We start from the raw sequence: 23,552 nt of genomic DNA on the forward strand, positions 1-23,552 counted from the left end.
CGTGCGCCTCAGGCTTTCTCCTTGCAGGTCGCGATAACCTTGTCCTCTTCCGGCTTGCCGCCCTTCGTGCCTTCGTAGAGCGTCGCCTCGAAGCCCTTGGTCCACCAGGTCAGCGTCTTGCCGGGGCCCCGGCCATCGTCGCTGGTGTAGCGGGCGCCCGAGGCGGAGCGCGCGATATCGAGATCGTAGACCTTGCCCTGGAAGCTGATCTTCACCTCGGCATCGTCGGGATCGCTATTGTCGTAATGCGCGATGATCGTGGTGGCCGGCACGCAGCTATAGGTCACTTCGCGCAGCGCCGAGGCCGGAGCGGCGGCGTTTGCGTCCACCGCATTGGCATCGGCGGCATTTGCCGCATCCGCCATGGACGGCGCGGACGTGACCATATTGTCGACCGGCTCGATTTCCGTGGCGGTCGGCTGGCTGGTGGGGGAAGGGCTGCCCGAATCGCCGCAGGCCGCCAGCAGGGCGAGCGCCGCGATCGGAGCAGTGCGGAGCAGATGGTGGGCCATCGCCTGATCCTCTTGCAATTTGCCGTGGCGGCAGGCTGCAAAAACCGGCGGCGGCTGTCGAGCCAATTCGATGGAAAAAGTGGAGCGATGGTGGGTCCGCCGGGACTCGAACCCGGGACCTCTCGATTAAAAGTCGCTTGCTCTACCGACTGAGCTACGGACCCGCACCGATCGTTGCGGCCTCCTAAGCGTGGGCGGGCAGGTGGTCAACCATGCTTGTCCCGCCCCGCTATCCGCGACGGCGGGGTTCAGGGAAGGCGGGCGTTGAGCAGGTGGACGAGCTGGGATTGCCGGCGCACGCCCGTCTTGGCGAAGATGGCGCGCAGGTGGCCGCGCACGGTGTTGTGGGTGACGCCGAGGCGATCGGCGGCGTCGATCAGCGAGACGCCGTTGGCGAGCGCGGCGGCGAGCTGGGCCTCGGCCGGCGTGAGCTGGAAAAGGTCGCGGATCGCCTCCGGGCTGGGGCCGGTGCGGCTGCCCGGTTCGGTGACGAACAGCGCCAGCGCCGCCGCGGCGCCGCCGCGCATGAAGGCCGGCCCGGCGACCGGCTGGGCGACGACGGCGAGATCCCGCTCGCCGGACGGCCGCTCGATCCTAAGGCGGAGCGGCGGGATGACGTGGGGATCGCTTTCGCTGTCGAGCGTGCGGAGCAGCGCATCGAGCGCCTTCTGGTCGTCTCGGCTGCCGACGATCAGGCGATCGCGCCCGCTGCCCGCGCTGGTGCGGGAAAGGCCGTCGTTGCGGGCCAGCAGCACATCGGCGCGCGCGTTCGTCCTCAGGATGCGGCCGCCATGATCGAGGATGATCGTGGCCACCGCCATCTGATCGATCGCGCCCTGGAACACGCCCTGTTCGGTGCCGATCGTCGCCAGCCGCTCATAGAGGCGGACGGCGGTGCGCAGATGGGGGACGAGCGCCTGGAAGGCATCGCGCTCCGTCCTGTCGAAATCCGGGCGGCTGCGATCGCGCGTGGCGCGGAAACGGGCCTCGAAGCCGGACGCGGCGCGCAAATCGACGCCGAGGATCTGGTTGCCGCCCACGGCATCCAGGAAGGCGCTGAGGAATTCGGCGCTGCGATCGGTTTCGGGATCGACGAACTCGGCGAAATGGACGACCTCGCCCTCCGGCAGGCCGATGAAGGGATCGGCGGTGAAGAAGGATTGGTAATCCTCCTCCACCTGGGGATTGGCGCCGGGCGTTACGGACATGCCCGGCGTGCTGGCGCCCGGCACGGTCAGCAGCAATGTGGCGAAGGAGCTGTTGAGATGATCGGCGAAGGCGCGCAGAAACCGTTCCCACGGCGTGGGATCGAGCAGGCTGCCATAAAGCGTTTCGAGTAGTGCGGACGGGAGCAGCGTTTCGGCCGCGTCGTCCATTTGGATGGGGTTGGGCATGATGGGCTGTTCTATCCTGTGGCGACACCACGGCAAGCGGCGTTTCACCCGTGCCCGCCCCATAGGCGGCGGGACAGCCGAAAACGACCGGAAATGAACGATCGAGAGGAGAGCGGAATGGCCCTGGACCCGATGACCCAGCAGATATTGGAGATGATGAAGCAGTCGCCGCTGTGCACGCCGCCCTTCACGGTGGCCAATGCGCGCGCCGGCGACGACCAGCCGATCCCGCTGCCCAGGGCCGACATCGCCGAGGTGCGCGACATCCGCCTGAGCCATGGCGGGCGCGAGGTGGCGGCACGGCTCTATCACCCCGAGCCGGGGCGGGTGCTGCCGGTGGTGGTCTTCTTCCATGGCGGCGGCTGGGTGCTGGGCAATCTGGAGACGCATGACCCGCTGGCCCGCGCCATCGCCGAGGCCGCGCATGTCGCGGTGGTTTCCGTCGATTATCCGCGCGCGCCGGAAGCACGCTTCCCCGAGCCGCTGGAGGCATGCTTCGCGGCCGTCGCCGCCGTGGCGGAGGGCCAGGTGGACGGCGTGGACGGCGGCCGGATCGCACTGTGCGGCGACAGCGCCGGCGGCAATCTGGCGGCGGCCGTGGCCCTGTTGGCGCGCGACCGGGGCGTGGCGATCGCCCACCAACTGCTGCTCTACCCGGTGATCGATACCGATTTCGGCAATGCTTCCTACACCGAATCGGGCGCGGACTTCTTCCTGACCGGGCCGATGATGCGCTGGTTCTGGGAGCAATATGTGGGCGAGGAGAATGTGGCGAACCCCGATCCGCTGGCGGCGCCCATCCGCGCCGCGAGCCTGAAGGGGCTGGCGCCCGCCACCATCATCACCGCCGAGCATGATCCGCTGCGCGACGAGGGCGAGGCCTATGCCGAGAAGCTGGAGGAAGCGGGCGTCGCGGTGACGCTGCGTCGCGCCGACGGCATGATCCACGGCTTCGTCAGCATGGTCGGCGTGCTGCCGGCGGCCGCCGAAGCCCTTGCCGTGGGAGCCGAGGGCCTGCGCCGGTCGCTGGCCGAAGCCGTGCCGGCCTGACGGAAGCGATTACGCAATAGCGACATCGATGTGATCCCACGGGCCATTTTGCGGATCGTTCGCCGGGTTTTGCGCGCGCATCCCGCTTGACAGGCCCGTGCGTGACGGGAAGGATCGGTCCCAAGAGCCGGGGCCGATCCCGGCCGGCATTTCATGGAGAGGGCATGGGCAGGCTTGAGGGCAAGGTGGCGATCGTCACCGGCGGATCGCAGGGCATGGGTGCTGCGACGGCGCGGCTTTTCGTGGAGCGCGGCGCCAAGGTGGTGATCGGCGACATCCTGGTCGAAAAGGGCGAGGCGCTGGCGAGCGAGCTGGGCGACGCGGCGGTGTTCGTGAAGCTGGACGTCCGCAACGAGGACGATTGGAAGGCTGCCGTGAAGGCCGCCACCGACAATTTCGGCAAGCTGACGACGCTGGTGAACAACGCCGCCGTCGTCCACTATACCGCCATCGAGCAGGTTTCCCCCGACGATATCGATCGCGTGCTGGGGATCAACGTGAAGGGCGTGATCCTGGGCGTGAAGCATTGCGCCCCGGCGCTGACGGCAAGCGGCAATGCCTGCGTCGTCAACATCTCCTCGGTCGATGGCCTGCGCGGCTGCAACGGCCTGACCGTCTACACCGCGTCGAAATGGGCGGTGCGCGGGCTTTCCAAGAGCCTGGCCTATGAGCTTGGCCCGCGCGGCGTGCGCGTCAATTCCGTCCATCCCGGCGCGATCAACACCGAGATGGGCAATCCGAGCGGCAAGAGCGGCGGCGCCGAGAATGAGGGCATGGAACGGATGCCGCTGCAGCGCATCGCCGCGCCCGAGGAAGTGGCGCGCGTGACCGCCTTCGTCGTCAGCGACGAAGCGAGCTACGTCACCGGGGCCGAATATGCCGTGGATGGCGGCTGGTCTTCCGGCTATTTCCAGCCGGTGCTGCCGGGCGCGCCAGCGGGGCTGGGCGCGTGAGCGACGGCGAGCTGAAGGGCCAGGTCGCCATCGTCACCGGCGGCGGCCAGGGCGTGGGGCGGGGCATCGCCCTGTCGCTCGCCCGGCGCGGCGCGACGGTGGCGCTGGGCGGCCGCACGCTCGACAAGCTGGAAGCCGTGGCCGCCGAATGCGGCAACGGCGCCCGCGCCTTCGCCATCGACATCAAGGATGGCGCCGCGATCAAGGATATGGTCGCCAAGGTGGTGGATGCCTTCGGCGGCGTCGACATCCTCGTCAATAATGCCCAGGAGGTGCCGCTGGGCACCTTGCTGGATGTGACCGACGAACAGTTCCAGGCGGGCTTCGACAGCGGCCCCCTGGCGACGATGCGCTTCATGAAGGCTTGCCAGCCGCTGATGGCGAAGCGGGGCGGCGGGGTGATCATCAACCTCACCTCTTCCGCCACGGTGCGCTGGGACATGGCGGGATACGGCACCTATGCCGCCATCAAGCAGGGCATCCGTTCGCTGAGCCGCGCGGCGGCGGCGGAATGGGGGCCGGACGGCATCCGCGTGCTGACGATCGCCCCCCATGCCGACAGCCCCGCGCTGAAGGGCTGGATCGAAAGCCGGCCCGAGGAAGCGGCCGCCTTCTTCAAGACCATCCCGCTGCGCCGCATCGGCCGTTGCGAGGAGGATATCGGCGAGGCGGTGGCGGCGCTGTGCGGGCCGAGCTTCCGCTATCTGACCGGGGCGACCATCCCGCTCGACGGCGGACAGGCCAATTTCGACTGAGGTGATGTGACCATGGCCGCCGACCCCTTCTCGCCCGTCCAGATCGGGCCGATCACGATCAAGAACCGCTTCATCCGTTCCGGCGCGAACGAGACGAAGAACAAGAATATGAACCCGACCAAGGCGTTGCTGGAATTCCACCGCGCCTATGCCGAGAATGAGGTGGCGCTGACGACGCTGGCCTATATCGCGGTGTCCAAGGACGGGCGGACGCTGCCGGGGCAGGGGACGCTGAGCGACGAGAGCGTGCCGCATTATCGCGCGATCACCGATGCGATCCACGCGGCGGGCGGCAAGGCTTCCGCGCAGATCACCCATGGCGGCAGCTTCTGCCAGATCAAGGATCTGTCCACCTCGCGCTGCATGTCGTCCTCCGGCGGGATCGACAAGATGGGCGTGATGATGGGCCGCCCCTTCCAGCGGGCAATGACGCGCGCCGACATGGACATGGTGCGCGACGAGTTCGCCACTGCCGCACTGCGCGCCGAGCAGGCGGGGTTCGACGCGGTCGAGCTGCACATGGGTCACGGCTATCTGCTGAACCAGTATATCTCGCCGCTCAGCAACTTCCGCCGCGACGAATATGGGGGATCGGCCGAGAACCGCGTGCGCTTCCCCGCCGAGGTATTGGCGGCGGTGAAGGCCGCCGTGGGTGGCCGGCTGGCCGTGCTCGCCAAGATCAACCTGGTGGATGGCGTGCCCAAGGGCGCCACGATCCAGGATACCATCGTGACGGCGAAGGCGCTGGAGGCGGCGGGCGCCGACATGCTGGTGCTTTCCGCCGGCCGGAACATCGAATCCACCTGGAAGATGTTCGGCAGCCCGCTGCCTTATGACGAGATGGCCGGCATGCAGAAGAGCCTGCTGGCCAAGCTGCAATTCGCCATATTGAAGCGCAGCACGCCCAAGATGCCGCCCTTCCATGAGAATTACCTGATGGAGGATGCGCTGACGCTGAAGGCGGCGCTCGGCCCCGATCGCAAGGTGAAGCTCAGCTATCTGGGCGGCGTGCAATCGCTGACATCGGCCAGGGCGGCGCTGGACGAGGGCTTCGACGCCGTCGCCGTCGCCCGCGCGCTGATCCACGATCCGACGCTGGTGGCCCAATGGAAGGCCGGCACGCGCGACAAATCGGGCTGCACCGCATGCAATCGCTGCGTGGCGGTGATGTATGGCCCGTCGGGCACCTATTGCCCGGAAACCGGCAACGCCATCGATGCGGCGTTGAATCAGATATATGCGGGGGAGGAAACACGCCATGCTGCTTAAGGACAAGGTCGTCATCGTCAGCGGCGTCGGCCCCGGCATGGGCCAGGCGCTGGCCCGGATCGCCGCCGCCGAAGGCGCCAGGGTGGCGCTGGGCGCGCGGAGCAAGGACCTGATCGAGGAGGTGGCCGCCGACATCAAGGCCAAGGGCGGGCAGGCGATCGCGGTGCCGACCGACATTTCCAGCGCGGCCGCGTGCGAGGCGATGGCCCAGGCCACGATCGACGCCTTCGGCACGATCGATGGCCTCGTCAACACCGCCTATATCCACGGCGCCTGGCTGCCCGTGGACGAGGCGGACCCCGAGGATTACGCCCGCGTGTTCGATGTGAACTGCCTGGGCGCGATGCGCATGGCGCAGGCGGTGATCCCGACCTTCAAGGCCAAGCATGACGGCGCGATCATCAACGTTTCGACCATGTCGACGGTGAACCCGTTCACCGGCGAGGGCGGCTATGCCACCGGCAAGGGCGGCCTCAACGTGCTGAGCCGCCACATGGCCAACGACTTCGGCAAATATGGCGTGCGGGTGAACCATACCCGCATGGGCTGGATCGGCGGCAAGCCGGTCTATGACTATATCGACCGGGCCGTGGCCGCCGGCGGCGATCGCGACCAGATCACCGCCGAGATCACCGGCCGCATCCCGCTGGGCATCATCCCGCCCGAGGATGATTGCGCCAAGGCGGTGCTGTTCTTCCTTTCGGATTATGCCCGCGTCGTCACCGGCGCGGTGCTCGACGTCAACGGCGGCCAATATATGGCGCCTTGAGCGCAACAGGGCATCTTCGCGGGCTAGGCCGTCGCGGTTGCGGGGCGCACATGCAGGATGTGGCGCCCGCACGCCCCCGGCCATGCGCCGGCAGGCGCGGTGCCTTGATGGCAGGAATATCGGAGTAAAGTGTGATGAGCGAGGACAAGGTCATGTCGGGCGAGGCCTGGCGGGACTTCTGCCGCAAGCTGGAAAAGGCCGGCGATGTGGTGCTGGCGGCGGATGCCGCCGCGACGCCGATCGACCGGGCGGAGGGCTATCGCTACCTCACCCGCCTGCTGCGCATCGCGCTGGAGATGAACCTGGAGTTCGCCGACCCGGATTTCCCCGCTTTCTATCAGGCGAGCCACCAGACCGGGAAGATCGGCGCCGACAATCCCGACAATCATTATCTGAACGCGACCGTTACGGGCGACCGCACCTATCGCATCAGCGGCAATCGCGGCACCGTGCCGATCCTCACATTCGGATCGAAGGCCAACCGCTATGCCATTGACGGCACGATGGCTTCGACCGGCGAGCTGGACGTAGAGGAGATGGAGATCGGCCCCGACGACAGCTTCGAGCTGATCGTCTCCAAGACAAAGCCGGCGAGCGGCAACTGGCTGCCGATGGCCGACGACACCAGCATGATCCTGGTGCGCCAGACCTTCGGCGACCGGAGCAAGGAAAAGGGCGTCGACATCCGCATCGAGACGGTCGACGGGCCGGCGACGCCCGAGCCGATGACGCCCGCGCGGCTGGAAACGGCGTTGCAACGGGTGGCGGGTTTCGTCGAGGGCACGGCCAAAACCTTTGCCGCCTGGACCGAGGGCTTCCGCAAGGATCATATGAACAAGCTCGACACCGTCGACCAGAGCCTGTTCATCAAGGGCGGCGGCGACCCCATGATCCATTATCTCCACGGCGCCTGGGAATTGGGGCCGGACGAGGCGCTGGTGATCGAGACGGCGATCCCCGAATGCCGGGTGTGGAACTTCCAGCTCGACAATTACTGGATGGAATCGCTGGATTATCGGTATCACCGCATCCACCACAACAATACGAGCGCGAAGCTGAATCCCGACGGCACGGTGACGCTGGTGGTGGCGCCGCGCGATCCGGGATTCGGCAACTGGATCGACACAGCCGGCCACAGCCACGGCACGATGCTGTGGCGCTGGACCGACGCCAAGGACAAGCCCGTTCCATCAACGAAGGTGATCAAGCTGCCATGAGTGACCTCGAAGCCCGCATTGCCCGCCTGGAAGCGGAAAGCGAGATCCGCAAGCTGAAGGCGCGTTACCTGAATGCGTGCGATGCCAAGGATGTGGATCAGATCCGCGGCTGCTTCACGCCCGATGCCGTGATCGATTTCCCGCCGCTGGGCGAGTTCGACGTGGACGGGCTGATCGGCATCTTCACCCAGATGGCGGTGAACACGCCGATCACCGACGTGCATCACGGCCATAATGGCGAGATCGACATCGACGGCGACACCGCCAGCGCGCGCTGGAACCTGGGTTATGTGAACTATGACCCGCGCGAGGGCAGCTTCCGCCTGCTCGCCAACTTCTATGCCGACAAATATGTGAAGACGGCGGACGGCTGGCGGATCAGCTATTCCAGGGCGATCCAGCGCGCCGTGGTGACGGGCAAGCTGGCGGAGGACGTGAAGGCCGAATGGGTGCCGCTGCCGGGCCTAAGGCACCCGATCACGGATTGCCGGAAATGAGGAGCCGGGCGCCCCATGCGGGTGCCCGGTTTTTTGCGGGCCGGCGCCGGAACGTCGCCCCGCCAGCCACGCCCGCGCATCGCCTCTGCCCCCCTTTGAAGGGGGAGGGAGATATCAGAATACCGGTTCTTCGTCCGGTCCGGGCGTGCGGCCGCCGTGGATGCCGCATTCCACCTTGTCCCAGCCGCGCCAGCGGCCGGCGCGGGGATCTTCGCCGGGCTTCACCACGCTGGTGCAGGGCGCGCAGCCGATCGAGAGATAGCCCTGCGCCTCCAGCGGATGGCGAGGCAGGTCATGTTCGTGGAAATAGGCTTCCAGCCGTTCCTTCGGCCAATCGGCCAGCGGATTGAGCTTGAGCCGGCCCTCGTCGATCTCGAACCGGGGAAGCGCGGTACGGGTGCCGGACTGGAAGCCCTTGCGGCCCGAAATCCACGCCTGGAAGGGCGCGAGCGCGCGGCGCAGCGGCTCCACCTTGCGGATGCCGCAGCAGCCGTCGGGATCGTAGGACCAGCGCAGGCCGGTCTTGTCCCGTTCGGCGAGGATACGGGGATCGGGGCGGAAGACGCGCAGGTCGACGAAGCCCAGCCGTTCGGAAAGCTCGTCCCGATAGGCCAGCGTCTCGCCGAACATCTTCTGCGTGTTGACGAAGATCACCGGCGTTTCGGTATCGACCTGGGCGACGAGGTGCAGCAGCACCGCCGATTCCGCGCCGAAGGAGGAAACCACCGCCGTGCGGCCGGCCAGCTCGCCGGTCAGCAGCTCGCGCAGCATATCGGCGCTATCCACACCTTCGAAGCGCGCGTTGAGGCGCGCCGCATCCTCCGCCGTGAAGGGCGGGGCGGTGTCGATCATATCGATGCTGCGCGCGGCCTCAGCCATGGCGGAGCGCCCAGACCGGGGAGCGGCCATCCGCCGCCTTCTGATAGACATGGTCGTAGCGGCCGAGCGCCCGGGTGAGGGCATCCGGATCGATCGCGGCGTCGGGCGCGAAGCTGTCGAACCCGCAGCGGCGCATGAGCGGGATCTGATCGACCAGCACGTCGCCGGCCGCGCGCAGTTCGCCCGCATAGCCCGCCTCGCGCAGGATGCGGGCGGCCGAATAGCCGCGCCCGTCGCGGAACTTGGGGAAGGCGATCTCGATCAGCGCGAGCTGGCCGAGCTGGGGGATCAGCTTGCGCGCATCCTCATCCGATTCCAGGCGGACGGCCGTGGCGTTGGACTGGCCGAGAAAGGCATCCAGCGTGACGGCCGGTTCCTCATGCGGGGCATCGTCGCGGAAACGCAGGAAATCAGCCATAGATCGCTTCCTTGAACGGTTCGAAGCCGACGCGGCGATAGGTATCGAGGAAGCGTTCGCCATCCTCGCGCAGCTCGCGATATTTCTCGACCGCGCGTTCGACCGCATCGACCACGCCATCCTCGCTGAAGCCGGGGCCGGTGATGCGGCCGAGGCTGGCATCCTCCGCGCCCGATCCGCCGAGGAGGAGCTGGTAATTCTCCACGCCCTTACGATCGACGCCCAATATGCCGATATGGCCGGCATGGTGGTGGCCGCAGGCGTTGATGCAGCCGGATATCTTGAGCTTCAGCTCGCCCAGGTCGCGCTGGCGATCGAGGCTGGCGAAACGCTCGGCGATCTTCTGCGCGACCGGGATCGAGCGCGCATTGGCGAGGCTGCAATAATCGAGGCCGGGGCAGGCGATGATATCGCTGATGAGATCGAGATTGGCGGACGCCAGCCCCGCCGCATCCAGCGCCTGCCAGACGGCGTAGAGATCCGCCTTCTTCACATGCGGCAGCACGATGTTCTGCGCATGGGTGACGCGCAGCTCATCGAGGCCGTAGCGTTCGGCGAGATCGGCCATCAGATCGATCTGCGCGGACGTGGCATCGCCGGGGATGCCGCCCACCGGCTTCAGGCTGATATTGACGATGGCATAGCCCGGCTGCTTGTGCGCCTTCACATTCTGGTCGAGCCAGAGCGCGAAATCAGGATCGGAGCGATCGACCGTATCGGCAAGGCCGGTTTCGAAGGCCGGCGGCGCGAAGAAGGCAGCGATGCGTTCGAACTCGCCCGGCGGGGGATCGAGGCCGAGCGTCTTCACATGCGCCCATTCCTCCTCGACCTGGCGGGCATATTCCTCCGCGCCGATCTCATGCACCAGGATCTTGATGCGGGCCTTGTAGATATTGTCGCGCCGGCCATAGCGATTGTAGACGCGCAGGCACGCCTCGACATAGCTCAGCAGGTCGCCGATCGGCACGAACTCGCGGATCACCGGCGCCACCATCGGCGTGCGGCCCATGCCGCCGCCCACGAAGATGCGCGCGCCGACCTCGCCCGCCGCATTGCGGTGAATCTGGATGCCGATATCGTGCAGCTTCACCGCCGCGCGATCCTCCTCCGCCGCGATCACCGCGATCTTGAACTTGCGGGGCAGGTAGCTGAATTCGGGGTGGAAAGTGCTCCACTGGCGGAGCAGCTCGGCCCAGGGGCGCGGGTCCGTCACCTCATCGGCGGCGGCGCCGGCGAACTGGTCCGACGAGATGTTGCGGATGCAATTGCCGCTGGTCTGGATGGCGTGCATCTCCACCGTGGCGAGATCGGCCAGGATATCGGGCGCGTCCTCCAGCTTGATCCAATTATACTGGATATTCTGGCGGGTAGTGAAGTGCCCGTAATCCTTGTCATATTTGCGGGCGATATGGGCCAGCATCCGCATCTGGCGGCTGTCGAGCGTGCCATAGGGGATGGCCACGCGCAGCATGTAGGCGTGGAGTTGGAGGTAGAGGCCGTTCATCAGGCGCAGCGGCTTGAACTGGTCCTCGGTGATCTCGCCCGCCAGGCGGCGCTGCACCTGATCGCGGAACTCATCGACGCGGGCGTCGACGATCGCCTGATCATATTGATCGTACTTGTACATCAGATCACCCAGCTTCCCGCCGAGGGATCGGCGGGCTTGATATAGAGATCGGGACGGACCGTGGGGCCGAGCGCGCGGATGCGATCCTTGATATGGGCGGGGCGGGGGCCTTCCGGCGTGGCCTCGGCATCGATCACATAGGGCGCGTTGACGCGGCGGGCAGCTTCTTCCGCCGCGCCGATCGCCTCGCCATGATTATCGACATCGACCGCTTCGGCGACGTGGCGGGACCAGTCGCTGCCCGTCCACCAGACGACGTCCCCCGTCGCCAGATCATTGCCCGTCAAAATCCTCAAGACATGGCCTCCGCCTGCTGCGCCAGCGCCTGGAGCCGGTTTTCGGCATCCGAAAGCAACACCACCTCGCCCACCACGATGATCGCGGGGCTGACCACCTTTTCGCGCTCCACCATGCCGCCGAGATCGGCGAGCAGGGTGCGGAGCGCGCGCGCGCCTTCCAGCGTGCCGCGTTCCAGCACGGCGACCGGCATGTCCGGCGCCACGCCATCGGCCATCAGCTTGTCCGCGATCAGGCCGGCGCAGGCGACGCCCATGTAGATGACGAGCGTGCGCCCCTGGCCGGCGAGGCCGGACCAGTCCTGCTCCGTCAGCCCCTTGCACTGGCCGGCGACGAAGCTGACCGCGCTCGACCAGTCGCGATGGGTGAGCGGCAGCATCGCATCGGCGGCGCAGCCGAGCGCGGCGGATACGCCGGGGATCACCTCCACCGGCAGGCCCGCGGCGCGAACGGCCTCCACCTCCTCGCCGCCGCGGCCGAAGACGAAGGGGTCGCCGCCCTTGAGGCGCACGACGATCGCACCCGTCTTCACATGGGCGATGATGAGCGCGTTGATCGCATCCTGCGGCAGGGTGTGGCGCGCGCGGCTCTTGGCGACGGAGATGCGCTGTGCCGTGGCCGGCGCGAAATCCAGCACGCGCGGGTCGATCAGCCCGTCATGCACCACGACGTCGGCCTGGCGCAGCGCTTCCACCGCGCGCAGTGTCAGCAGCCCCGGATCGCCGGGGCCGGCACCGACAAGGATGACGCGCCCGCGCGCGTGGGGATCGAGTAGCGATGACATCGGCACGGCAGATGGCCCCGAACGCCGCACCGTGCAATCGAAGGATGCTTTTGCGGGGGTTAGGAAAGCTTGTCCCGCACCCGGCTATTCCCGCAGACCCACGCCGATGCTGGCGCGGGGCTGGTCCGCCTCGGACGAGGTGACGGGGTAGGCGCAGTAATCGGCGGCGTAATAGGCGCTGGGGCGGTGGTTGCCGGACAGGCCGATGCCGCCGAAGGGGGCGTTGGAGGGGGCGCCGTTGGTGGGGCGGTTCCAGTTGATGACACCGGCGCGCACCGTGCCCCAGAAACGATCGTAGAGATCGGGATCGCCGGCGACGAGCGAGGCGGACAGGCCGAAGCGGGTGTTGTTCGCTTCCGCCAGCGCGGCTTCGAAATCGGGGACGCGGATGAGCTGGAGGACAGGGCCGAAAATCTCCTCGTCCGGGCGGGCCGCGATATCGGTGACGTCGATCAGCGCGGGCGTGAGGAAAGGGAGCGCCGGATCGGGGCGGCCCATCTGCTTGATAGGGCGGCCACCCTTCAGCATCAGATCGAGGAAGCGTTCCTGCACCTGATCGGCGGTGGCATTATCGATCACCGGGCCCATCAGCGGCTGCGGATCGGCATGGGGGTGATCGACGATGATGCGATCGATCAGGCGGCCGATCTCCTCCACCAGCGCATCGTGCGCGCCGTCCTTCACGATCAGGCGGCGGGCGGCGGTGCAGCGCTGGCCGGCGGACATGTAGGCGGACTGGACGGCGATCACCGCCGCCGAGGCGATGTCGGGCGTGTCCCAGACGACCAGCGGGTTGTTGCCGCCGAGCTCCAGCGCGAGGATCTTCTGCGGCATATCGCCGAATTGGCGGTGGAGGGCCTGGCCGGCGCGGGCGGAGCCGGTGAAGAGCAGGCCATCGATGCCGGGATCGGATGCGAGCGCGCGGCCTTCATCCGGCCCGCCGATCAGCAGGCGGACGGCACCTTCGGGCACGCCGGCGGCATGGAAGCATTCGACGAGGAAGGCGCCGGAGGCGGGCGTCTTTTCCGATGGCTTGAAGACCACGGCATTGCCGGCGATCAGCGCTGGGACGATGTGGCCGTTGGGCAGGTGCGCCGGGAAGTTGAACGGCCCGAGCACCGCGAGCACGCCGTGCGGCTTGTGGCGGACGGCGCTCTTGGCGCCCAGCGCGCCTTCGAACCTGCGCTGGGCGGTGCGATCCGAATAGGCCGTGATCGAGATGTCGACCTTGTTGATGACGCTTTCGACCTCGGTTCGCGCCTCCCACAGCGGCTTGCCGGTTTCGCGGGCGATGAGATCGGCGAAGGCTTCCAGCCGGCCGCGCACGACATTGGCGAAGCGGCGCAGCGTTTCCACGCGCACGGCCAGCGGCTGCGCGGCCCAGGCGGCCCAGCTGTCCCGCGCGATCGCCACCTCGCGGGCGGCATCGCCGATCTGGCCGCGCCACAATTCCGCGCCGGTGGCGGGTTCGGTGGAGATGATCTCGGTAACGGACATGGAAAGGGAAATCCTGGAAATGGAGGCGGCGCTGCGGCCGGGATGATGGCGGCCATCTTGGCCGGTGCGGCGATTTTTCGCAACTCGGGCCGGTGGCCCCGGCTAGCCGGCCATCGCATCCCCCATGCGGCGGATCGCGCCGATCTTGGCGTGGAAATGTGCCCAGTCGTCATCGTCGGCGATGCGGGACCAGATCGCCTCCACCTCGTCGATATGCATGGAGCAGGGCGCGATATCGGACCAGTAGCGGTGGCGGCTCCCGGCGACCTTGCGGAAGTTCGGAAGCAGGGCGGCGAATTGGGCGAAATCGGCTTGGCGATAGGCCTCGTCGGCGGGCGAAGGGCCGCGCCGCGCGCCGCCGCGCCAATCGAAGAAGAAGCGATCGATCTCCACGCCGGTGGCCATCAGGCCGTTTTCCATGGCCTGGAGCAAGGCGAGGTCGCGTTCCTCATCGAGGGGCGCGATGCCGAGGCGGGCGAAGACGGCGTCGCGGAAGGCGGCCTCGTAAAGGGCGGGGAAAGCCTCCAGCGGGGGGATCAGGTCTTCCGCCTCCGCGATGGCGCGGAGCGCCGTGGCGAGTTGGACGACATCCCAATGGATCGCCTGCGCCTGCCGGCCGAAGGCGTAGAGGCCGTTATCGTCGAAATAAGCGGCGGTGAAGCCCGGTTCCCAGCGCGGGGTGAAGCGCCAGGGGCCGTAATCGAAGCTTTCGGCGGTGATGGCGATATTGTCGCTGTTGAGCACGCCATGAACGAAGCCCGCCGCCATGTAGGAGGCCGCGAGCCGGGCGGTGCGATCGACGACGAGGGTGAGCAGGCGGATTTCCGGCCGTTCGCCCGGTTCCTCGCCATAAAGCGCGCGGAGCGAATAATCGACGAGACGGCGGATCGCATCGCCATCGCCCAGATAAGCGAGGCGCTGGAAGCTGCCGATGCGGATATGGCCGTGGCTGAGGCGGACGAGGACGGAGGAGCGGGTGGGCGAGGGTTCGTCATGCCGGTCCAGCGCCTCGCCGGTTTCGATGAGCGAGAAGCTTTTGGAGGTGTTGACGCCCAGCGCCTCCAGCATCTCCGTCGCCAGCACCTCGCGCACGCCGCCCTTGAGCGTGAGGCGGCCGTCGCCGAAGCGGCTGTAGGGCGTCTGCCCCGATCCCTTGGTGCCGAGATCGAGCAGCCGGCCGTCGCGATCGCGGAGCTGGGCGAACAGGAAGCCGCGGCCGTCGCCGATATTGGGATTGTAAACGCGGAACTGATGGCCGTGATAGCGCAGCGCCAGCGGTTCCGGCAGGTTATCGGCCAGCGGGCGGAAACGGGCGAAATGTTCGATCCAGCCGGCATCATCCAGCGTATCGAGGCCCACGGCGGCGGCCCAGCGATCGTTGCGGAAGCGCAGCTTCGCCGCAGGAAACGCCGCCGGCGCGACGGGATCGTAGAAATCCGGGCCGAGCCCGAGAATTGCGGGATCGGGGCGATAGGGGGCTGCTTGCGGGCGCTTCGTCATGCAGCGATATGGGGGCGGCACATCGGGAGACGCAAGCATGGCGGAATGGAGCGACGGCTATTGGTGGTCGAAGGATGGCCTGAGGCTCCATTATCGCGACTATGCGGGCGGCGCGGACGGGCGGCCGCCGATCCTGTGCATCCCCGGCCTGACCCGTAACGTGCGCGATTTCGCGCCGATGGCGGACCGGCTGGCGGGGGAATGGCGGCTGATCTGCGTCGACCTGCGCGGGCGCGGCGAGAGCGCCTATGCCAAGGACCCGATGACCTATGTGCCGCTGACCTACCTTCAGGACCTGGAGGCGCTGCTGGAGGAATTGAAGATCGATCGCTTCGCGGCGTTCGGCACCTCGCTGGGCGGGCTGCTCGCCATGCTGCTTTCCGCCACCAGCCGGGATCGGATCGCCGGCGCGCTGCTGAACGATATCGGGCCGGTGGTGGAACCGGGCGGCATCGCGCGCATCCGCACCTATGTGGGCAAGCAGGCGAACTGGCCGACATGGCTGCACGCCGCGCGCGGCATCCAGCAGGGCAATTTCGCCGTCTATCCCGATTATGAGATCGAGCAGTGGCTGGCGATGGCCAAAAGGCTGTGCCGGCTGACGCCCGCGGGCCGCATCATCTACGATTACGACATGAAGATCGCAGAGCCGATGAAGCTGCCGGGCGGCGACGGCGGCGGCATGGACATGTGGCCGGCCTTCGAAGGGCTCGCCGGACGGCCGGTGACGCTGATCCGGGGCGAGCATTCCGATGTGCTGAGCCAGGCTACCGCGCAGGAGATGGCGAAGCGGGTGCCGGGCACGCATCTGGTGACGGTGCCGGGCATCGGCCATGCCCCCGTGCTGGACGAGCCGGAATGCGCGGCGGCGATCGATCGCCTGCTGGGACGCGTGCTGGCGGGATGAACCGTGGCCCGGCCGACGGCGGGGGTGGGATCATCGAGGGCGCCGGATTGTTGTTGGATCGTGCGGGGGGCGTTGGAGACGAACCATGCCCCAGGGCGACAAGGACAAATATACCGACAAGCAGAAGCGCAAGGCCGAGCATATCGAGGAAGGATATGAGAAGCGCGGCGTTTCCGACAAGGAAGCCGAGCGGCGGGCCTGGGCGACGGTGAACAAGGAATCGGGCGGCGGCAACAAATCCGGGTCCGGCCGGGGCCGCAAGGATACGCATGTGTCGTCGCGCAAGGGCGGCCGCGCTTCGGCCGGCCGCAGCGCTGCGGATCGATCGGCCGCTGCGAAGAAGGGCTGGGAGACGCGGCGGCGCAAGGCCGGGTGAACCCGGCCACCGCATCTCCTGAGATCCGGCGTCAGGCCACCCGGTTGGCGACGAGATCGTCCACCACCGATGGATCGGCCAGCGTCGACGTATCGCCGAGCGACGAGACATCGCCTTCCGCGATCTTGCGCAGGATGCGGCGCATGATCTTGCCGCTCCTCGTCTTGGGCAGGCCGGGCGCGAACTGGATGGCATCGGGCGTGGCGATGGGGCCGATTTCGGTGCGGACCCATTGCTTCAGCTCGCTGCGCAGGTTCTCGCTCGCCTCGCAATTGGCGTTGAGGGTGACATAGGCGTAGATGCCCTGGCCCTTGATGTCGTGCGGCATGCCGACGACCGCGGCCTCGGCGACCTTGCCGTGCAGCACCAGCGCGCTTTCGACCTCGGCCGTGCCCATGCGGTGGCCGGAGACGTTGATGACGTCATCGACCCGGCCGGTGATCCAATAATAGCCGTCCTCATCCCGCCGGCAGCCGTCGCCGGTGAAATATTTGCCGGGATAGGTGCTGAAATAGGTCTGGAAGAAGCGGGCATGATCGCCCCAGACGGTGCGCATCTGGCCCGGCCAGCTCCGCGCGATGACGAGATTGCCCTCGGTCGCGCCCGAAAGCAGATGGCCTTCGCCGTCCACGAGCTGCGGCTCGATCCCGAAGAAGGGCTTGGTGGCCGATCCGGGCTTCAGATCGACGGCGCCGGGCAGGGGGGTGATCATCGCCCCGCCGGTTTCCGTCTGCCACCAGGTATCGACGATCGGGCAGCGGCCTTCGCCCACCACCTCATGATACCAGCGCCAGGCTTCCGGGTTGATCGGCTCGCCGACCGTACCCAGGAGTTTCAGCGACTTGCGACTGGTTTTTACGACGAAATCATCACCTTCCTTCATCAGCGCGCGCAGCGCGGTGGGGGCAGTGTAGAGGATTTCGACCTGGTGGCGATCGACCACTTCCCAGATGCGGCTGGCGCTGGGCCAGTTGGGAACGCCTTCATACATCAGCGTCGTGGCGCCATTGGCCAGCGGGCCATAGACGATATAGCTGTGGCCCGTGACCCAGCCGATATCGGCCGCGCACCAGTAGATCTGGCCCGGCCGGTAATCGAACACCATCTCATGGGTGAGACTTGCCCAGAGCAGGTAGCCGCCCGAGGTGTGGAGCACGCCCTTGGGCTTGCCGGTCGATCCTGAGGTGTAGAGGATGAACAGCGGGTCTTCCGCGCCCATCGGTTCGGGCGGGCATTCATCCGCCACCATACCGGCGAGATCGTGATACCAGGCGTCGCGGCCGGGCTCCATGTCCACGCCGCCGCCGGTGGCGCGGACGACGACCACCTTCTCCAGCGACGGGCAGAGCGGGGCCGCCTGATCGACATTGGCCTTCAGCGGCACCTTCTTGCCCCCGCGCCGGCCTTCATCGGCGGTGACGACGATGGTGGAATCGCAATCCTGGATGCGCCCGGCGAGCGCATCGGGCGAGAAGCCGCCGAACACCACCGAATGGATCGCCCCGATCCGTGCGCAGGCGAGCAGCGCGAAGGCGGCCTCCGGGATCATCGGCATGTAGATGGTGACGCGATCGCCCTTCTTGGCGCCCGCCGCCTTCAGCACGTTGGCGAAGCGGCAGACTTCCTTGTGGAGCTGGGCGTAGGTGTAGCGGCGGGGCTGTTCGGCGGGATCATCCGGCTCCCAGATGATCGCCGTCTGGTCGCCGCGCGTCGCCAGATGGCGATCGATGCAGTTGGCCGCGACGTTGAGCTTGCCGTCGGCGAACCAGTTGATGTGGAAATCCTTCTCGTCGAACGACCAGTCGCCCGCGATCTCCGGCCGCTTGATCCAGTCCAGCCGGCGGGCCTGTTCCAGCCAGAAGCCGCCCGGATCGGCCAGCGAACGGCCGTGCAGCTGGGCATAGCGTGCCGCATCCACCTTGGCCTTCGTCTTCCATTCAGCCGGGACGGGGTAGATCGAGGCATCGGTCACTCGGGCATTCCTCCTATATGTCTCGGCCAATCCTTAGGGCCTGATCGGGGGAGGTTGAAGCCGAATCGTCAGGCTTGCGCCCCGTCCGTTTGGGCGGATTCCCCCTGGGCGGCGTAGCGGCGCGCGATCCAGGCGCAGGCCATCAGCTGGAACTGGTGGAACAGGAGGATCGGCATCAGGATCAGGCCGACATCCGCCGGCGCGAACAGCACGCGCGCCATCGGCACGCCCTGCACGATCGATTTCTTGGTGCCGCAGAACATGATCGCGATGCGATCCGCGCGGGAAAAGCCGAGCAGCCGCGCGACGCCGCTGGTGAAGGCGAGCGCGAAGGCGAGGATGGCGAGGCAGACGACGACCAGCATGCCCAGCACCGGAAGCGGCAGGCGGCTCCATATCCCTTCGATCACGGCGGCGGAGAAGGCGCCGTAAACCGCGAGCAGGATGGCGCTGCGATCGCTGAGCGCGATCAGCTTGCGGTTGCGGGACACCCATGCGCCGATCCAGGGGCGGAGCAGGTGGCCGACCACGAAGGGTGCGAACAGGACCAGGAAGATCCTGCCGACGCCCGCCGTATCCACCGTGCCGCCATGCGCATCGGCCAGCAGGCCGACGAGCGGCGGCGTGAGGAAGATGCCGATCAGCTGCGAGGCGGAGGAGGAGGCGATGGCGGCGGCGACGTTGCCCCGCGCGATCGAGGTGAAGGCTACCGCCGACTGCACCGTGCCCGGCAAGGCCGCCATGAACAACATCCCCGTCCACAGCCGCGACGGCAGCAGGCCGGGCGCCAGCCATTGGAGCAGCAGCACGAGCAGCGGGAACATCACGAAGGTGCAGGCGAGGATGGTGAGGTGCAGCCGCCAGTGGCCCAGCGCCTCGACGATCGCCTCGCGCGGCAGCTTCGCGCCGTGGAAGAAGAAGAGCAGCACGATCGCGGCGGTGGCGGCCACGTCCACGGCCCCGGCGAAGGCGCCGTGGGCAGGCAGAATCGTTGCGAGGGCGACCGTGGCGAGCAGGGCGAGGATGAACGGATCGGGAATCAGCCGGCGCAACATTGCCTTGGCGCTTAGGCGCAGGGTTCGACGCTGCCAAGGGCGGAAGCCCCTTGAACCCGCCGATCGGTGCGCGGGCGGAACGGCAAAGGGCAGGGCTTGTTGCGCATAAAGCTGTCCCAGAACAGGACCATTTTGAGGGATACCCCTTATGAGAGGGGGATTCGGGAGGGGAGGCCGTCTATTGTCCACCTCGGCGCTGTAACGGGCGACAGGGCCACGAACAGTGGAGGGAAGCATGAGAAAACGGCTTCTGATCGCGGCCTGCGTACTGGCCGGGATAACGTCAACGGCCCAGGCATCTGTTATTCCCGTGCTTTCGAGCGTTACGGAAGAGGGGGGCTTATTTCGCTTCTCCTATGAAGGAACGTTGTCGGGTGACCAGGGATTCCTTGAAGGGTCCAGGTTGGTCATCTTCGATTTCGCGGGCTTTGCCGGTGGGGTGATGACGCCGTCGCCCAACATCATCGCATCGACGGAGCTTGTGTCGTCCGTATTCCCCGATCCCGGTGGGGTGCTGCCGGTGCCGGGATATCCGGATGACCCCAATATCCTCAACCTCGTCTTCACCTGGGTGGGACCGCCGTTCCAGGCTTCCGGCGGGCCATTTCCCGACCTCGAGTTCGCCGGTCTCAGCGCGCTGTCCACCTATGGCGGCGTCAAGCTGACGGGCTACAGCGCGAGGGCGGTAACCAACAATGGCGCCGCCACCGGACTGCCGGCCTATAATGTCGGCGAAGTCGGCGCGCCGACGGTGCCCGAACCCCGGACGTGGGCGATGATGCTGGTGGGCTTCATGGCGGTAGGCCATGTGCTGCGCCAGCGCGGCACCCGGCGCGGCCGCAGGGTGCAGACCGTCTAGCGGCTGCCTGAACCTCTTGCCCCGAGAAAAGGCCCGGTGGGTTTCCGCCGGGCCTTTTTGCTTTCTGCGGGCGCCTATTGCGGGCGGGGCTTCAGCGCGTCGGCAAGCGAGGCGCGCCCGCTGCCGCGGCGCGCCGGCCTGGGCTGATCGGGGCCGGGGGACCAGGCGGTGAGGTGGATGATCTCCACAAGCTCCGTCACCCGGCCATCGTCATCGGCCCGGGCGGCGAACGCTTCGAACAGATGCGGCAGATGGGCGCGGGTGAGCGCCGTGTACCGGCGATCGCGGAGGATGTTGGTGGCGGCCATGCCCCGGAGATCGCCGATCAGCCGCAGCGGATCGGCATAGCGGATGCGGGCGTGATCCACGTCGGCCACCGGCAGGGTGAAGCCGGCGCGCGAAAGGAGGTCGCCCGCCGCGCGCACGTCGATCTGCGGGTGGATGCGGGCGACGGTGCCGCCGCCGACGGCCTCGTCCGCCGCCATCAGCGCCGCGCGCAGCCGGGGAAGCGATCCCGCCCCGAAGAAGGCGGCAAGGAACAGACCGTCGGGCCTGAGCGCCCGGCGGATGAGGGTGAGCGCGCCCGGCAGGTCGTTCACCGAATCGAGCGCGCCGGCCGAAACTACCAGATCGAAGCTGCCGGCGGCGAAGGGCAGGCGATCCTCGTCGCACTGCACGCCGCCCGCTGCCTGCGCGAAGGCGAAGCCGGCATCGGCGGCGATCGTCTCGATGCCGCGCTGGCGGAGCGCGGCGGCGAGCGAGCCATCCGCCGTGCCGAGATCGAGCGCGCGGGTGAAGCTGCGTTTCACCGAATCCAGCCGGTCGAGCATATCCTCCACCATCCGATCCCGCAGGAAGGCGTGATCGGCGAAGGTGCGCGCCGCCCGATCGCGGCGGATGCGGCGGATGCGGCGATCGAATATCTCGGGCACCGCCGAGGATGGGGCGGGGGGCTGGATCATCGCCGGGCTTGTGCCGCGCCCGCGCCGCTGGAACAAGGGGAACATTGGGGGGGCGCATGAGGGAGCTTATCGCGACCGGGGGGCGAATCGCGGGCGGCGCGATCGCGCTGGTGCTGCCGCCGCGCTGCCCCGGCTGCGGCGCGGTGACGCCTGACGATCATGGTTTCTGCCGCGATTGCTGGCAGAGCCTGGATTTCCTGGGCGACGACGGCTGCGCCAGGTGCGGCGTGGCGCTGCCCTTCGCGCCGCCGGGCACGATATGCGCGGGCTGCATGGTCGATCCGCCGGCGCTGGACGGCGTGCGCGCCGCCGTATCCTATGGCCCCGTCGCCCGCCATGTGGTGATGCGGCTGAAGCATGGCGGCCGGCCCGGCCATGCCCGGACGATCGGCCTGTTGATGGAACGGCTGATCGAGAAGGAAGCGGACGCGATATTGGTGCCGGTGCCGCTCCACCGCTGGCGGATCTGGCGGCGGGGCTACAACCAGTCGGCGTTGATCGCGGGCGTGCTGGCCCGGCGGCGGGGGCTGACGCTGGCCGTCGACATGTTGGAGCGCAGGCGGGCGACGCCCATCCTGCGGGGGCTGGGCCGCAACGCCCGGGCGAGGGCCGTGCGGGGCGCCTTCGCCGCCAATCCGCGCCGGGTGGCGGAGCTGAAGGGGCGGCGGGTGCTGCTGGTGGACGATGTCCATACGACCGGCGCGACCGCCAATGCCTGCGCCCGCGCGCTCAAGCGGGCCGGGGCGGCCGAGGTGCGGTTGATCAGCTGGGCGCGTGTCGATCTGGCACGTGTCGATCTGGCACTGGGCGATGCCACCGGCGATGTTGACAAGTGACGCACCGCACCACAGGTTTTTACGTAATTTCCCTTATGCGAGAAGAAAGGGCCGTGATGCCCAAGGTCGAAATCTATACCAAGCTGCTTTGCCCTTATTGCGTCCGAGCGAAGAAATTGCTGGCGGACAAAGGGGTTGCGTTCGAGGAATATGACATCACCATGGGCGGGCCGAAGCGCGCCGAGATGCTGAGCCGCGCCAATGGCGGCACGACGGTGCCCCAGATCTTCATCAACGGCCATCATGTCGGCGGATCGGACGATCTGGCCGCGCTGGACCGCGCCGGCAAGCTGGACCCGCTGCTGGCCGCCTGATGCGCGCCGCGCTGTTCCAGAGCCGCACCGGCATCGATCCCGCCGCCAACGCCGCCGCGCTGGTCGCGGCGATCGAGGAGGCCAAGGCGGGCGGGGCCGACATGCTCTTCACGCCCGAGATGAGCGGCCTGCTGGACCGCGACAGGACGCGGGCGGCCGATCATCTGGCCGATGAGGCGCATGACACGGTGCTGGCCGCCGTGCGCGAAGCCGCGGCGAAGGCGGGGCTGTGGGTGCATGTCGGTTCGCTGGCGCTGGCCGGCGAGCGGCGCGACGGCCGGCTCGTCAACCGGGGCTTCCTGATCGACGATGCCGGCGCCATCCGCGCGCGATATGACAAGATCCACCTGTTCGACGTCGATCTGCCGACCGGCGAAAGCTGGCGGGAATCGGCCGCTTATGCGCCGGGATCGCAGGCGGTGGTGGTCGATACGCCGTGGGGGCGGATGGGGCTGGCCATCTGTTACGACCTGCGCTTTCCCGATCTCTTCCGCAGCCTGAGCGATGCCGGCGCGACCATCCTTTCCGTGCCGGCCGCCTTCACCGTGCCCACGGGCCGCGCGCACTGGCACGTCCTGCTGCGCGCCCGCGCGATTGAGGCGGGGGCCTTCGTGGTCGCCGCCGCCCAGGCGGGCGCGCATGAGGACGGGCGCGCGACCTACGGCCATTCGCTGGTGATCGATCCCTGGGGGGATGTGCTGCTGGACATGGGGGGCGATAACGGCATCGGCTTTGCCGAAATGGACGCGAAGCGCGTGGCGGACGTGCGATCGCGCATTCCGGCGCTTCAGCACCGGCGGCCGATTGCCCCGGCGACGCTCGCCTGACAGAGCCGGACGGGTTACAGGCCGGC

Annotated in this window: 25 protein-coding genes and 1 tRNA gene; 13 read left to right on the forward strand and 13 right to left on the reverse strand. The window is 67.7% G+C overall.

What is annotated here, in order from left to right; all coding sequences use genetic code 11:
- Nucleotides 1-8 precede the first annotated feature (8 nt).
- From G432_RS18350 to G432_RS18360, 3 genes are all read right to left on the reverse strand, one after another.
- On the reverse strand, nt 9-512 hold the full coding sequence (locus tag G432_RS18350) for an MliC family protein (protein WP_015460320.1): 504 nt from the start codon (nt 510-512) through the stop codon (nt 9-11).
- Nucleotides 513-600: 88 nt separating this feature from the next.
- Nucleotides 601-676: transfer RNA gene (locus G432_RS18355), tRNA-Lys, on the reverse strand.
- Between the two features lie 84 nt (nt 677-760).
- Nucleotides 761-1,906, reverse strand: coding sequence for a helix-turn-helix transcriptional regulator (locus G432_RS18360; RefSeq protein WP_015460321.1), 1,146 nt, complete (start codon nt 1,904-1,906; stop codon nt 761-763).
- A 117-nt stretch (nt 1,907-2,023) separates the two neighbouring features.
- Between G432_RS18360 and G432_RS18365 the strand changes: the two genes are divergently transcribed.
- The 7 genes from G432_RS18365 to G432_RS18395 all read left to right on the forward strand — a co-directional run bounded on the left by G432_RS18365 (nt 2,024) and on the right by G432_RS18395 (nt 8,416).
- Nucleotides 2,024-2,956, forward strand: a complete 933-nt coding sequence (locus G432_RS18365; RefSeq protein WP_015460322.1) for an alpha/beta hydrolase — start codon at nt 2,024-2,026, stop codon at nt 2,954-2,956.
- Nucleotides 2,957-3,120: 164 nt separating this feature from the next.
- The gene (locus G432_RS18370; protein ID WP_015460323.1) at nt 3,121-3,909 is read left to right on the forward strand and encodes an SDR family NAD(P)-dependent oxidoreductase; all 789 of its coding nucleotides are present in this window, start codon (nt 3,121-3,123) and stop codon (nt 3,907-3,909) included.
- The gene (locus tag G432_RS18375; protein WP_015460324.1) at nt 3,906-4,664 is read left to right on the forward strand and encodes an SDR family NAD(P)-dependent oxidoreductase; all 759 of its coding nucleotides are present in this window, start codon (nt 3,906-3,908) and stop codon (nt 4,662-4,664) included. Before G432_RS18370 ends, G432_RS18375 begins: the two co-directional genes overlap by 4 nt.
- Nucleotides 4,665-4,676: 12 nt before the next feature.
- Nucleotides 4,677-5,933: an NADH:flavin oxidoreductase gene (locus tag G432_RS18380; protein ID WP_015460325.1), complete on the forward strand. Its 1,257-nt coding sequence runs from the start codon at nt 4,677-4,679 to the stop codon at nt 5,931-5,933.
- Nucleotides 5,923-6,702, forward strand: a complete 780-nt coding sequence (locus tag G432_RS18385) for an SDR family oxidoreductase (protein WP_015460326.1) — start codon at nt 5,923-5,925, stop codon at nt 6,700-6,702. The genes G432_RS18380 and G432_RS18385 overlap by 11 nt, the downstream gene beginning before the upstream one ends.
- 134 nt (nt 6,703-6,836) lie before the next feature.
- Complete coding sequence (locus G432_RS18390) at nt 6,837-7,919, forward strand: DUF1214 domain-containing protein (protein WP_015460327.1); 1,083 nt, start codon at nt 6,837-6,839, stop codon at nt 7,917-7,919.
- Nucleotides 7,916-8,416: a nuclear transport factor 2 family protein gene (locus tag G432_RS18395; protein WP_015460328.1), complete on the forward strand. Its 501-nt coding sequence runs from the start codon at nt 7,916-7,918 to the stop codon at nt 8,414-8,416. Before G432_RS18390 ends, G432_RS18395 begins: the two co-directional genes overlap by 4 nt.
- A gap of 114 nt (nt 8,417-8,530) precedes the next feature.
- Here the strand turns inward: G432_RS18395 and G432_RS18400 are convergent, their stop codons facing one another.
- The 7 genes from G432_RS18400 to G432_RS18430 form a co-directional block, all read right to left on the reverse strand.
- The gene (locus G432_RS18400) at nt 8,531-9,295 is read right to left on the reverse strand and encodes a phosphoadenylyl-sulfate reductase (protein ID WP_015460329.1); all 765 of its coding nucleotides are present in this window, start codon (nt 9,293-9,295) and stop codon (nt 8,531-8,533) included.
- Nucleotides 9,288-9,713: a DUF934 domain-containing protein gene (locus tag G432_RS18405; RefSeq protein WP_015460330.1), complete on the reverse strand. Its 426-nt coding sequence runs from the start codon at nt 9,711-9,713 to the stop codon at nt 9,288-9,290. Before G432_RS18405 ends, G432_RS18400 begins: the two co-directional genes overlap by 8 nt.
- The gene (locus G432_RS18410; RefSeq protein WP_015460331.1) at nt 9,706-11,340 is read right to left on the reverse strand and encodes a nitrite/sulfite reductase; all 1,635 of its coding nucleotides are present in this window, start codon (nt 11,338-11,340) and stop codon (nt 9,706-9,708) included. Before G432_RS18410 ends, G432_RS18405 begins: the two co-directional genes overlap by 8 nt.
- Complete coding sequence (locus G432_RS18415) at nt 11,340-11,636, reverse strand: DUF2849 domain-containing protein (RefSeq protein ID WP_015460332.1); 297 nt, start codon at nt 11,634-11,636, stop codon at nt 11,340-11,342. The genes G432_RS18410 and G432_RS18415 overlap by 1 nt, the downstream gene beginning before the upstream one ends.
- Nucleotides 11,633-12,421, reverse strand: coding sequence for a uroporphyrinogen-III C-methyltransferase (cobA, locus tag G432_RS18420; RefSeq protein ID WP_015460333.1), 789 nt, complete (start codon nt 12,419-12,421; stop codon nt 11,633-11,635). Before cobA ends, G432_RS18415 begins: the two co-directional genes overlap by 4 nt.
- An 84-nt stretch (nt 12,422-12,505) precedes the next feature.
- The gene (gene astD, locus G432_RS18425; protein WP_015460334.1) at nt 12,506-13,918 is read right to left on the reverse strand and encodes a succinylglutamate-semialdehyde dehydrogenase; all 1,413 of its coding nucleotides are present in this window, start codon (nt 13,916-13,918) and stop codon (nt 12,506-12,508) included.
- Nucleotides 13,919-14,020: 102 nt separating this feature from the next.
- Nucleotides 14,021-15,418: a protein adenylyltransferase SelO family protein gene (locus tag G432_RS18430; RefSeq protein ID WP_015460335.1), complete on the reverse strand. Its 1,398-nt coding sequence runs from the start codon at nt 15,416-15,418 to the stop codon at nt 14,021-14,023.
- Nucleotides 15,419-15,455: 37 nt separating this feature from the next.
- Between G432_RS18430 and G432_RS18435 the strand changes: the two genes are divergently transcribed.
- Both G432_RS18435 and G432_RS18440 read left to right on the forward strand, forming a co-directional pair.
- On the forward strand, nt 15,456-16,325 hold the full coding sequence (locus tag G432_RS18435) for an alpha/beta fold hydrolase (RefSeq protein WP_015460336.1): 870 nt from the start codon (nt 15,456-15,458) through the stop codon (nt 16,323-16,325).
- An 85-nt stretch (nt 16,326-16,410) separates the two neighbouring features.
- Nucleotides 16,411-16,701, forward strand: coding sequence for a hypothetical protein (locus G432_RS18440; protein ID WP_015460337.1), 291 nt, complete (start codon nt 16,411-16,413; stop codon nt 16,699-16,701).
- Between the two features lie 31 nt (nt 16,702-16,732).
- Here G432_RS18440 and acs read toward each other — a convergent pair whose 3' ends face one another.
- Entirely contained in the window at nt 16,733-18,673 is a 1,941-nt protein-coding gene (acs, locus tag G432_RS18445; protein WP_015460338.1) for an acetate--CoA ligase, read from the reverse strand.
- A gap of 68 nt (nt 18,674-18,741) precedes the next feature.
- Nucleotides 18,742-19,728 carry a bile acid:sodium symporter family protein gene (locus tag G432_RS18450; RefSeq protein ID WP_015460339.1) on the reverse strand — a complete coding sequence of 329 codons (987 nt, stop codon included), beginning with the start codon at nt 19,726-19,728 and terminating at the stop codon, nt 18,742-18,744.
- A 403-nt stretch (nt 19,729-20,131) separates the two neighbouring features.
- Between G432_RS18450 and G432_RS18455 the strand changes: the two genes are divergently transcribed.
- Nucleotides 20,132-20,587: a PEP-CTERM domain protein gene (locus tag G432_RS18455; protein ID WP_015460340.1), complete on the forward strand. Its 456-nt coding sequence runs from the start codon at nt 20,132-20,134 to the stop codon at nt 20,585-20,587.
- 74 nt (nt 20,588-20,661) lie between these two features.
- Here G432_RS18455 and G432_RS18460 read toward each other — a convergent pair whose 3' ends face one another.
- A complete protein-coding gene (locus G432_RS18460; protein WP_015460341.1) occupies nt 20,662-21,549 on the reverse strand; it encodes a class I SAM-dependent methyltransferase in 888 nt (295 codons plus the stop codon).
- Nucleotides 21,550-21,605: 56 nt separating this feature from the next.
- On the opposite strand from G432_RS18460, the gene G432_RS18465 reads away from it, so the two are divergent.
- The 3 genes from G432_RS18465 to G432_RS18475 are packed head-to-tail and all read left to right on the forward strand — an operon-like array spanning nt 21,606 to nt 23,526.
- Nucleotides 21,606-22,385, forward strand: a complete 780-nt coding sequence (locus G432_RS18465) for a ComF family protein (RefSeq protein WP_015460342.1) — start codon at nt 21,606-21,608, stop codon at nt 22,383-22,385.
- Between the two features lie 56 nt (nt 22,386-22,441).
- Complete coding sequence (gene grxC / locus G432_RS18470) at nt 22,442-22,699, forward strand: glutaredoxin 3 (protein WP_015460343.1); 258 nt, start codon at nt 22,442-22,444, stop codon at nt 22,697-22,699.
- Nucleotides 22,699-23,526 (forward strand): carbon-nitrogen hydrolase family protein, encoded by an 828-nt coding sequence (locus G432_RS18475; RefSeq protein ID WP_015460344.1) that lies wholly within the window; start codon nt 22,699-22,701, stop codon nt 23,524-23,526. The genes grxC and G432_RS18475 overlap by 1 nt, the downstream gene beginning before the upstream one ends.
- Nucleotides 23,527-23,552: the final 26 nt, after the last annotated feature.

Source organism: Sphingomonas sp. MM-1 (assembly GCF_000347675.2).
Classification (GTDB): domain Bacteria; phylum Pseudomonadota; class Alphaproteobacteria; order Sphingomonadales; family Sphingomonadaceae; genus Sphingomonas_E; species Sphingomonas_E fennica.

Excerpts from the sequence above, each read along its gene's own strand:
- G432_RS18360 (WP_015460321.1), bottom strand. The coding sequence starts at position 1,906 with ATGCCCAACCCCATCCAAATGGACGACGCGGCCGAAACGCTGCTCCCG.
- G432_RS18370 (WP_015460323.1), top strand. The coding sequence starts at position 3,121 with ATGGGCAGGCTTGAGGGCAAGGTGGCGATCGTCACCGGCGGATCGCAG.
- G432_RS18460 (WP_015460341.1), bottom strand. The coding sequence starts at position 21,549 with ATGATCCAGCCCCCCGCCCCATCCTCGGCGGTGCCCGAGATATTCGAT.
- cobA (WP_015460333.1), bottom strand. The coding sequence starts at position 12,421 with ATGTCATCGCTACTCGATCCCCACGCGCGCGGGCGCGTCATCCTTGTC.
- G432_RS18475 (WP_015460344.1), top strand. The coding sequence starts at position 22,699 with ATGCGCGCCGCGCTGTTCCAGAGCCGCACCGGCATCGATCCCGCCGCC.
- G432_RS18365 (WP_015460322.1), top strand. The coding sequence starts at position 2,024 with ATGGCCCTGGACCCGATGACCCAGCAGATATTGGAGATGATGAAGCAG.
- G432_RS18385 (WP_015460326.1), top strand. The coding sequence starts at position 5,923 with ATGCTGCTTAAGGACAAGGTCGTCATCGTCAGCGGCGTCGGCCCCGGC.
- G432_RS18435 (WP_015460336.1), top strand. The coding sequence starts at position 15,456 with ATGGCGGAATGGAGCGACGGCTATTGGTGGTCGAAGGATGGCCTGAGG.
- grxC (WP_015460343.1), top strand. The coding sequence starts at position 22,442 with ATGCCCAAGGTCGAAATCTATACCAAGCTGCTTTGCCCTTATTGCGTC.
- G432_RS18430 (WP_015460335.1), bottom strand. The coding sequence starts at position 15,418 with ATGACGAAGCGCCCGCAAGCAGCCCCCTATCGCCCCGATCCCGCAATT.
- G432_RS18440 (WP_015460337.1), top strand. The coding sequence starts at position 16,411 with ATGCCCCAGGGCGACAAGGACAAATATACCGACAAGCAGAAGCGCAAG.
- G432_RS18450 (WP_015460339.1), bottom strand. The coding sequence starts at position 19,728 with ATGTTGCGCCGGCTGATTCCCGATCCGTTCATCCTCGCCCTGCTCGCC.
- G432_RS18395 (WP_015460328.1), top strand. The coding sequence starts at position 7,916 with ATGAGTGACCTCGAAGCCCGCATTGCCCGCCTGGAAGCGGAAAGCGAG.
- G432_RS18380 (WP_015460325.1), top strand. The coding sequence starts at position 4,677 with ATGGCCGCCGACCCCTTCTCGCCCGTCCAGATCGGGCCGATCACGATC.
- G432_RS18405 (WP_015460330.1), bottom strand. The coding sequence starts at position 9,713 with ATGGCTGATTTCCTGCGTTTCCGCGACGATGCCCCGCATGAGGAACCG.
- G432_RS18350 (WP_015460320.1), bottom strand. The coding sequence starts at position 512 with ATGGCCCACCATCTGCTCCGCACTGCTCCGATCGCGGCGCTCGCCCTG.
- G432_RS18410 (WP_015460331.1), bottom strand. The coding sequence starts at position 11,340 with ATGTACAAGTACGATCAATATGATCAGGCGATCGTCGACGCCCGCGTC.
- G432_RS18390 (WP_015460327.1), top strand. The coding sequence starts at position 6,837 with ATGAGCGAGGACAAGGTCATGTCGGGCGAGGCCTGGCGGGACTTCTGC.
- astD (WP_015460334.1), bottom strand. The coding sequence starts at position 13,918 with ATGTCCGTTACCGAGATCATCTCCACCGAACCCGCCACCGGCGCGGAA.
- G432_RS18400 (WP_015460329.1), bottom strand. The coding sequence starts at position 9,295 with ATGGCTGAGGCCGCGCGCAGCATCGATATGATCGACACCGCCCCGCCC.
- G432_RS18465 (WP_015460342.1), top strand. The coding sequence starts at position 21,606 with ATGAGGGAGCTTATCGCGACCGGGGGGCGAATCGCGGGCGGCGCGATC.